Below are 8,418 nucleotides of genomic sequence, written 5' to 3'. Positions count from 1 at the left end.
CGTTTTAAACTTCCAGGAATATCTCCTGGAGCATTTAAGAACGCACCAACCACAATAGCAGGAGCAAACTGAGAATATCCTAAAAGGGATAGTACAACAAAAGGTGTCACCACAGCAAAAGATAGCCTGATACCTTTGTAGAAGTTGGATCCTTTTAGAAATAATTCTAAATTTTTTAAATGTTTGTTCAATGTTTTTGTTTATGTAAATTTCAAAATATTTTGTCCTACTATAGAATGTTGTCCATTATATAAAACTTTTACTGCTTTTGCTAACAGTTTTGTTTCCATTGGTTTTTGTGAATGGAATAGACCTAATTTGTTGAAGAATTTAATTACTTGAATTCCTATAACTTCCATTTTTCGTTCACTGTCTTCTCTTATTAAAATGGGTGGATTAAAAATAATTAATTTTGTAAAAGAAAGGACTTTCACAGCTTCTTCTAATTTTCCTTTCATTTTTGTGTAAAAAAGTAAGGAGTTAGAAGATGCATTAGAAGAGGAAATTAAAACATAATTATTTACATTATTGTCTTGAGCAATTTTGGCTAATTCATATTGATAGCCGTAATCGATTTTCCATTGAGCTTCTTTACTGCCAGCTGTTTCAAGGGTTGTACCTAAACAAGAAAATAAAATATCTCCATTTACTAGTGCTTTCCATTCTTCGGACTTATCAAAATCTATTATATGAACTTTTAATTTTTCATGTTCTATATTTACTTCTCGTCTAACAAAGATGTCAACTTGTTTATATGTTTTATCTTTTAAAATCATTTGTAATAACTCTTTTCCAGTTGCTCCGGTTGCTCCGATTATAAGTGCTTTCATTTGATATATTTTTGATTTTTTTCAGCTTTTATCAAATATACCAAAAACTTATACCGTTTTATCTTATCTGTCTTGGTTTATGATTTTCTTAATATATTTTCTATTTTTTCTTTGGCTAATTCGTCTACTAGTTTGTCTAAATAACGTACTTGTTGGGTTTAAGTAGTTTTTGTTTTCATACGTATATTTTTTTATAGTCGGTTTCTATATATGTGATACGTTTTGATTTTTGGTTTTAGAAAAAAAAGCACTTAGAACTAAAATTCTAAATGCTTTTTTTGTATTTTTTTATATAAATATAATTTATTCAGCGACTTTTTCTAACATTTCAATTTCAAAAACTAAATTTGTTTTTGCCGGAATTGGACCGCCACCTTTTTCTCCATACCCTAGTTGATATGGAATGAATACTAGTAATTTATCACCAAATTTCATTTGTTCTAATCCTTCTATAAATCCAGGTATTAAACCCTCTTTTTTTCCATATTCAAATGGAAAAGGTTGATAACCATTACTGTCAGCTCTTCTGTGATCATATTTTCCGTATTCTTTTGCTACTGCTTCATAACTTGAGTCAAACATTTCACCGTTTTCGAAATATCCAGCATAGTTTACACTTACATTAGTTCCTGCTGCAGGTTTAGCTCCTTTTCCGTTAGTAATAAGTACATATTCTAATCCAGAAGCTGTTTTAGTAGCTTTTTTTCTCATTTTAGTTAAGAAAGCCATTTTGTTTTTTGCTGCTTTTTCAGCTATTTCTTTTGCTGCTTTAACTTCTTCTCCTAATTTACTATAATAATCGCTGAACACTTTTTTGGCATCAAATTTTTTTGCTTCAGCACCAACTTTAATGATGTTTAGTTCCATTATTTGATCTCCTTGAGCAATAGTATTTACAACATCCATTCCTTCAAGAACTTCTCCAAAAACACTATGTTTGTTGTCTAACCAAGGTGTTGCTTTGTGTGTAATGAAAAATTGAGAACCGTTTGTTCCTGGTCCAGCATTTGCCATAGAAAGAATTCCTCCTTTTGTATGTTTTAATGATGGATCAAATTCATCTTTAAATTTATAACCTGGTCCACCTGCACCAGTTCCTTCTGGATCACCTCCTTGTACCATAAAATCGGCAATAACTCTATGGAATTTTAAGCTATTATAAAAAGGTTTTCCTTTTAATTTTTCTTCCACAAAAGGATTTGTCCCTTCGGCTAACGAAACAAAATTAGCTACAGTTATCGGGGTTTTTTGATATTCTAATTTTATTAAAATATCTCCTTTGTTGGTTTTCATTTGTGCATATAACCCATCTTCTTTTTGTGCAAAAGTGAAGATTGAAGTAAATAACAATGCAAGTGCTACTAGTTTTTTCATTTTAAATATCTATTTATTATTGTGGTGCTTTTTCAAGCATTTCTATTTCAAAAATTAAGTTTGATTTTGCAGGAATTGGTCCATTTGCTTGTTCCCCATATCCTAATTGATAAGGAATATAAGCAATTACTTTGTCACCAAACTTCATGTTTTCTAAGGCTTCTATAAATCCAGGAATCAATCCTTGTTTTTTCCCATAGTCAAAAGGGAATGGTTGATATCCTTTCATTTCTTTTCTTCTGACATCTAATCGACCGTATTGTTCTGCTACAGTTTCATAGCTAGTGTCAAACATATCGCCGTTGTCAAAATATCCTGCATAATTTACAAATACTTGAGTGCCTACTTTTGGTTTTGTTCCAGTTCCTTTGTTAATAATAACATACTCTAAACCTGATGCTGTTTTAGTAGTTTCTTTTCTTTTTTCAGTTAAGTAAGCTTCTTTTTCTGCTATTACTTGTTTTGCTTTTTCTTCAGCAATTTTAACAGCTTCAGCTTCAACTTTATAATAGTCTGTAAATGTTTTGACTGCATCAAATTTTTCAGCATCTGAACCATTTCTAATAATTGATACTTTTGTTATTGTATCGCCTTGCTCAATTGCGTTAACATTTTCCATCCCTTTAACTACCTCCCCAAAAACAGTATGTATATTATCTAAACGAGATTGATCATTGTGAGTAATAAAGAATTGACTTCCGTTAGATGCTGGTCCACCATTTGCCATGGATAGTGTTCCTGCATTTTTATGTGATAAAGTAGCCTCAAATTCATCTTTAAATTTATATCCTGGTCCACCAGTTCCATTTGCATTTGGATCACCACCTTGAATCATAAAGTTAGGAATAACTCTATGAAATGTTAAACCATCATAGAAAGGTTTATTTTTGTATTTTTCATCAACAAATTCATTTTTTCCTTCAGCTAAAGAAACAAAATTGGCAACAGTTATAGGTGTTTTTTGATATTCTAATTTTACTATAATATCTCCTTTTGAAGTTTCAATATTGGCAAATAATCCATCACCTAAATCAGCGTAAGGATTGTTTTTACATGATGTAAAAAGCGCTACAAGAGCGAAAAAAAATAAACTTAATTTTCTCATTTTTTAAATTAATTGTTAGACGTGTCTTTTTTTATGTCGTTTAAAGTTACTGTGCAAAGTAAAGGTTCGTTTGTACCTATCTTATTATTATCTCCGTGGTAACCAAAACCAGAGTGAGAAGGAAATAAGAACGTGATTTCTTCCCCTTTTTTCATTATTTTGATACCATCGCGTAAACCCATTAAAATGTTTTCTTTGTCTACATAATAGGTTTGTGGCTTTAATTCTTCTTTAGTGTAAATAGTTGTACCATCTAACTTTCTGATTTCGTAATCGAAATATGCAATATCTCCTCTTACAGGTGTGTTAGTTACTTCATCAACTTTAGTATTGTAAGAATACCAATACCCTTTTGGAGAAGAAATGTATTCGTTTAAACTATCATTTTTAATGAAATTTTCAATAGCTTTTTCTTCATCAGCGATTAGCACTTTATTTCTTTCGATAGATTCATTAATAAATGTACCAGACGATTGAGAAATTGGTTTTCGAGCTTGTTGGTTTGTACAATTAACAAAGAATGAACTTAAAATTAGGAGTACGATTAGTTTTTTCATTTTTCTTTTTTTTCAGTTGCTAAAATAGCAATAAATTTTTTTACAGTATCCTGTAATGACAATAATGATTTTCCTCCAGCAGCATTTATATGTCCGCCACCACTAAAATGATTTCGTGCAAATGCATTTACATCAAAATCTCCTTGTGAACGGAATGATATTTTTACGATACCTTCTTCTTTATTTTCGATAAAAATTACTGCAAATTCTATGCCTTTTATAGATAATCCGTAATTAACAATACCTTCGGTGTCACCTTTTTGGTTGTTTGCACTATCTAATTCATCTTGTGACAAAGTAATGTATGACGTTTTATATTCTTGTAAAACAACTAAATTATTTAAAGCCATTCCAAGAATTTTAAGACGATTCATTGAAGAATTGTCAAAAAGTTGGTTGTGAATTGCTGAATTGTTTACTCCTTTATCAATTAAATCGGCTACAACTCTGTGTGTTGTTCCAGTTGTTTTTGGATATCTAAAACTCCCTGAGTCTGTAGTAATTCCTGTATAAATGCATGTAGCTATTTCTTTATCAATGCTGTCTTTATAACCTAATGCAACTATAAAATGATAAACCATTTCACAAGTTGAACCATAAGCAATATCAGAAAAAGTAAATTTAGCATAATCGTCTGGTGCTTGATGGTGATCAATCATCGCCATCGGAATATCTAATGTTTCAAGATAAGCTCCCATTACATCACCTGTTCTGTGTAAAGCATTGAAATCTAAAGTAAAAATTAATTTACTGCTTTCAATTTCTTTTTTGGCTCTGTCGTTTTCACGTTCAAAAACAAGAATTTTATCTGCATCTGGTAGCCAAGCTAAAAAATCTGGAAATTCATTTGGAGCAACTATTACAACTTGATGATCTAGTTTTTTTAAGAAATGATATAAAGCTAAAGTAGAACCCATTGCATCACCATCTGGATTTCTATGTGGAATAATGCTGATTTTTTTGGGAGCTAATAAAAGTGCTTTTAAATCTTGTAATTCTGTTTGATTAAACATTTATTTTTAATTATTTTGAAATGAATATTCCTAAACTAACTGCTAAAACTCCTAAAATTAACGATAGAGAAGTATATAAAAGTGCTAGTTGGTAATTTTGATTCTGAATCATGTTTATGTTTTCTAATCCAAAAGCTGAAAAGGTGGTAAAACCGCCACAAAAACCTGTGATTAAAAGGAGTTTTAATGTTTCATTTTGGCTATTGTTTTTTGCTAGATAGCCAACAAGTATACCAATAAATAAGCAACCAATAATATTTACAATAAAAGTTTGGTATGGGAAATTTGAAATCGATTTTTTTGAAACAATCCAATGAACTAAATACCTCAGAACACTGCCTGAAGCTCCACCGATTGCTACTAAAAATAAATTTTTTAACATAGTTAACGAATTAAACTAAAATGGCCTTTTACAATTCTTCCGTTTTCAAAAACAATGGTGTACCAATAATCATCTGCAAAAAGGGTCTCACCATTAAATTTTCCATCCCAACCATTTTGATTGGCTTTGAAACTGTAAATTAACTTTCCATATCTGTCAAATATAGTAATAATGGTTTTAGGTTGCAAAGCTAATAAAGGAACTTGCCAATATTCATTTAAACCATCACCATTTGGAGTGAAATATTTTGGTGCTGCTAATATTTGAAAAGTTCCAGGTGTAATGCCACATCCTTTTGTGTCTTTTATGAAGAAAGAATAATTTCCAGTTTGAAGATTTGTAAATGTATTACTGTCTTGATAATTGAAACCATTTAATGAAAATTCATAATCACCATTTCCAGAAACTTGAATAATTGCTGAATTGTTTTCAGAAAAATCGTTAATTGTTATGCCCGTTATTGTTGCAGGTTCTGATGCTGTTACAAAAAAGGATTTAGTGTCGTTACATCCATTTAAATTAGTTGCAGTTACAGTATAAGTTCCTGAAGTGTTTACAGTAATTGAAGCTGTGTTTTGAACAGGATTAGTATTCCAGTTATATGTTGCAAATCCACTAGGAACAGAAATAGAAGTTAGAGTTCCATTACAAATACCTACGTTTTCATCGGTGCCTAAATCTAAACTAGTTACATTTAATTGAATAGGAAAATCTGAGTAGCAAGGAACATTAATTACTCTAGCATATATAGTTTGCGAATTTGGAGTTGTGTTAGTATAATTTGCAGGAAGTTGATTACCACTTGTCATACTGTCATATAATCCTACTTGATAAGAAGCGGGTAAATTAGTAAACAATTGAGATTTTATTGTATTTAAGTCAAAATTGGTTTTGCCATCAATCGTTCCGTCAGTATCACATTTGTTAAACACAGTTTGATTTTGAATTAAAACCGGTGCATATTCAATATCAATATCTCCGTCAGAAATACATAATCCATTTATATTTACTTCTACTTTATAAGTTCCAGCATTTACTACTGTATAAGTTGAATTTATTTCTCCGGCTAACAAAACATTATTCTTAAACCATTGATACGTATTTGTACCATTTTGTATAGCGTCTAAAACTAAAGTTTCGTTATTACATAACGGATTTCCATCAGCAATTAGTCTATCATTACCTAAATCTAATCCAAAATTAAAACTTCCTCCACCTATAAAAATGGCTGAATCATAGCGATAATTTCCTTCATCAGCAATTACTAATTTAATGTGATACAATGTATTAGGTAATACTGTTGCTTCAGCTTTTAAGATTACGGTTTGCCCATTAAAATTGATTGGATAATTCGAATTGTTATAGCCTCCAAAATATTGTTCGTTTTGGGCTCCACAGCTATTTCCAATTTGTGGATGAACAGTAGTGACTAAAACGGGTGTATTTGTATTTGGAATTAATGCTAAATTTTGATACGTTGAAGAACCAACGGGTTTTAATAAAAACGCAAAACCGTCAGAATAAGTACATGGTGCTGTTCCTTGATATTCTTCTGAAGCAAAAATATAGTCAAAACTAAATTTACTTCCAATTGTTGTAAAATCAAATTCTAATACAGTTGCATTAAGTGTGTTTGAAATACTTAAGGCTTGTTGTAAATCTGAATCACCAGTCCAATTAACTCCATTGTCGTCTGAAAGGGTATTGTTTGGACCAACAGTATTTGAAGCTTTTCCAGTACTTAGAACTACACCGTTTTGAAATGGAAAAATTGAACTATTTCCATCAAAAAAAGCATAACTCTTTTGGCCTGTACCAAAATCTCCTCCTGAAACTGAAAAATTAGAAACGGTTGCACACGGACTGTTAATTAAAACGTCTTGAATTAACTGTTGAGCTGTATAATTTTCGTCAATTGTAATATTTTGACTGTAATTTTGTTGACTAAAAAATACAGTTAAAATAAGCGGTATTATATATTTTATTCCTTTCATAGCGAAGGCAAAGATACTACAAATCTCTTTTCTTTACTATGTAATAAGAACCAAAAATAAAAATTGCAGTCCAAATAATTACAATTAACATAGTTGAATAATGTACACTGTAATCTTTGACGTTATCAATGCCTACTTGACTACCAATAGTTTTGGCAAAATTTAATCTCGTTAAAGGTTCAACTATTAGATTTGACATAGATTCTAAAGGCATAAAATCATATATTTTATCAATAAAAGTTTCTGCATTATTTTTTTGACCTAGAATTCCATATTTAAGAACGGCAAACGAAATATTTTCAAACATATACCAGAAAAACAAAAAACCTAAAGCAAAAGCTGAACGTTTAATTAAAACGCCTAAGAATAAACAGAAAGAGAAAAAGGCTACAAGTTTTACAAAAAAGGCCAATAAATAATCAATTTGGGAAAAAATGATTCCAATTTCAGTGTAAGAAGAATACATCGTGCCTAAAATTAGGGATACAATAAAAACAAATAAAGTTGAAATTAAAGCAAATAAAATAACCGTAATAAATTTAGAAAGCACAAATTCTTTCTTACTCATTCCGTCAATTAAATTCTGTTTTAAGGTACCATAACTGTACTCATTTGCCATCATGGAAACAATTACAACGGCTAAGAATATCTTGAAATAATCAGCCACATAAGTATTAAAATGCCAAATAAAAGGGAAATTAAATACACCTTGATCTGCCACACTTATATGAATTGGACCAATATCAAATTCAATAGCAGCTATTAATGAAATTAATGTTAATAAAACAAAGTAAGTTATAGTTAATACTTTGCTTGCTCTGTTTTTCCAAAGTTTTTGAAATTCTATATTGAGTAATCGTATCATTTTTATGGTTTTAGGTAATGGGAGAAATGGAATTGGTTATTTAGTCAATTGTAAGAATTGTTCTTCTAGACTATGCTTTCTTTTGATTAATTGACTTAAGATGATTTTGTTTTCAAAAAGAAATTGGTTTAATTCTTCAGCCTCTAATTTACCTTTTAGATTAACAATTACTTTTCCTTCTTCTTCAACACAATTTTTAACTGAAGGGTGATTGTTTAAAACTTGCATTAAAAGCGAATTATCATTGGCTTGTAATTCGAAGAAACCTTCATTTGAAGCCATTTCATCTACCAAACCT

At 30.2% G+C, this 8,418-nt stretch carries 9 protein-coding genes and 2 pseudogenes; all 11 read right to left on the bottom strand.

The window, feature by feature from the left end:
- On the bottom strand, nt 1-191 hold a 191-nt coding region (locus AACZ53_RS12500; RefSeq protein ID WP_339839005.1), incomplete at its 3' end, for a hypothetical protein.
- Nucleotides 192-200: 9 nt separating this feature from the next.
- Nucleotides 201-830 carry an NAD(P)H-binding protein gene (locus AACZ53_RS12495; protein WP_339839001.1) on the bottom strand — a complete coding sequence of 210 codons (630 nt, stop codon included), beginning with the start codon at nt 828-830 and terminating at the stop codon, nt 201-203.
- A 77-nt stretch (nt 831-907) separates the two neighbouring features.
- Nucleotides 908-955: pseudogene (locus AACZ53_RS12490) on the bottom strand (hypothetical protein); the annotation flags it as partial.
- A 178-nt stretch (nt 956-1,133) separates the two neighbouring features.
- The gene (locus AACZ53_RS12485; protein ID WP_339838998.1) at nt 1,134-2,204 is read right to left on the bottom strand and encodes a peptidylprolyl isomerase; all 1,071 of its coding nucleotides are present in this window, start codon (nt 2,202-2,204) and stop codon (nt 1,134-1,136) included.
- Between the two features lie 16 nt (nt 2,205-2,220).
- The gene (locus AACZ53_RS12480; RefSeq protein WP_339838995.1) at nt 2,221-3,309 is read right to left on the bottom strand and encodes a peptidylprolyl isomerase; all 1,089 of its coding nucleotides are present in this window, start codon (nt 3,307-3,309) and stop codon (nt 2,221-2,223) included.
- Nucleotides 3,310-3,317: 8 nt separating this feature from the next.
- Nucleotides 3,318-3,866, bottom strand: coding sequence for a gliding motility-associated peptidyl-prolyl isomerase GldI (gldI, locus tag AACZ53_RS12475; protein WP_339838992.1), 549 nt, complete (start codon nt 3,864-3,866; stop codon nt 3,318-3,320).
- Entirely contained in the window at nt 3,863-4,879 is a 1,017-nt protein-coding gene (locus tag AACZ53_RS12470) for a bifunctional oligoribonuclease/PAP phosphatase NrnA (RefSeq protein WP_339838990.1), read from the bottom strand. Before AACZ53_RS12470 ends, gldI begins: the two co-directional genes overlap by 4 nt.
- Nucleotides 4,880-4,889: 10 nt before the next feature.
- On the bottom strand, nt 4,890-5,261 hold the full coding sequence (crcB, locus tag AACZ53_RS12465; RefSeq protein WP_339838987.1) for a fluoride efflux transporter CrcB: 372 nt from the start codon (nt 5,259-5,261) through the stop codon (nt 4,890-4,892).
- Nucleotides 5,262-5,263: 2 nt separating this feature from the next.
- On the bottom strand, nt 5,264-7,255 hold the full coding sequence (locus AACZ53_RS12460; protein ID WP_339838984.1) for a choice-of-anchor L domain-containing protein: 1,992 nt from the start codon (nt 7,253-7,255) through the stop codon (nt 5,264-5,266).
- Nucleotides 7,256-7,271: 16 nt separating this feature from the next.
- Nucleotides 7,272-8,120: an ABC transporter permease subunit gene (locus tag AACZ53_RS12455; protein WP_339838981.1), complete on the bottom strand. Its 849-nt coding sequence runs from the start codon at nt 8,118-8,120 to the stop codon at nt 7,272-7,274.
- Between the two features lie 36 nt (nt 8,121-8,156).
- Nucleotides 8,157-8,418, bottom strand: a pseudogene (locus tag AACZ53_RS12450) (ABC transporter ATP-binding protein); the annotation flags it as partial.

Origin of the sequence: uncultured Flavobacterium sp. (assembly GCF_963975005.1) — a bacterium.
GTDB lineage: Bacteria > Bacteroidota > Bacteroidia > Flavobacteriales > Flavobacteriaceae > Flavobacterium.
The sequence above is the reverse complement of the archived record's forward strand: the minus strand, read 5'-3'. Positions and strand labels throughout refer to the sequence as shown.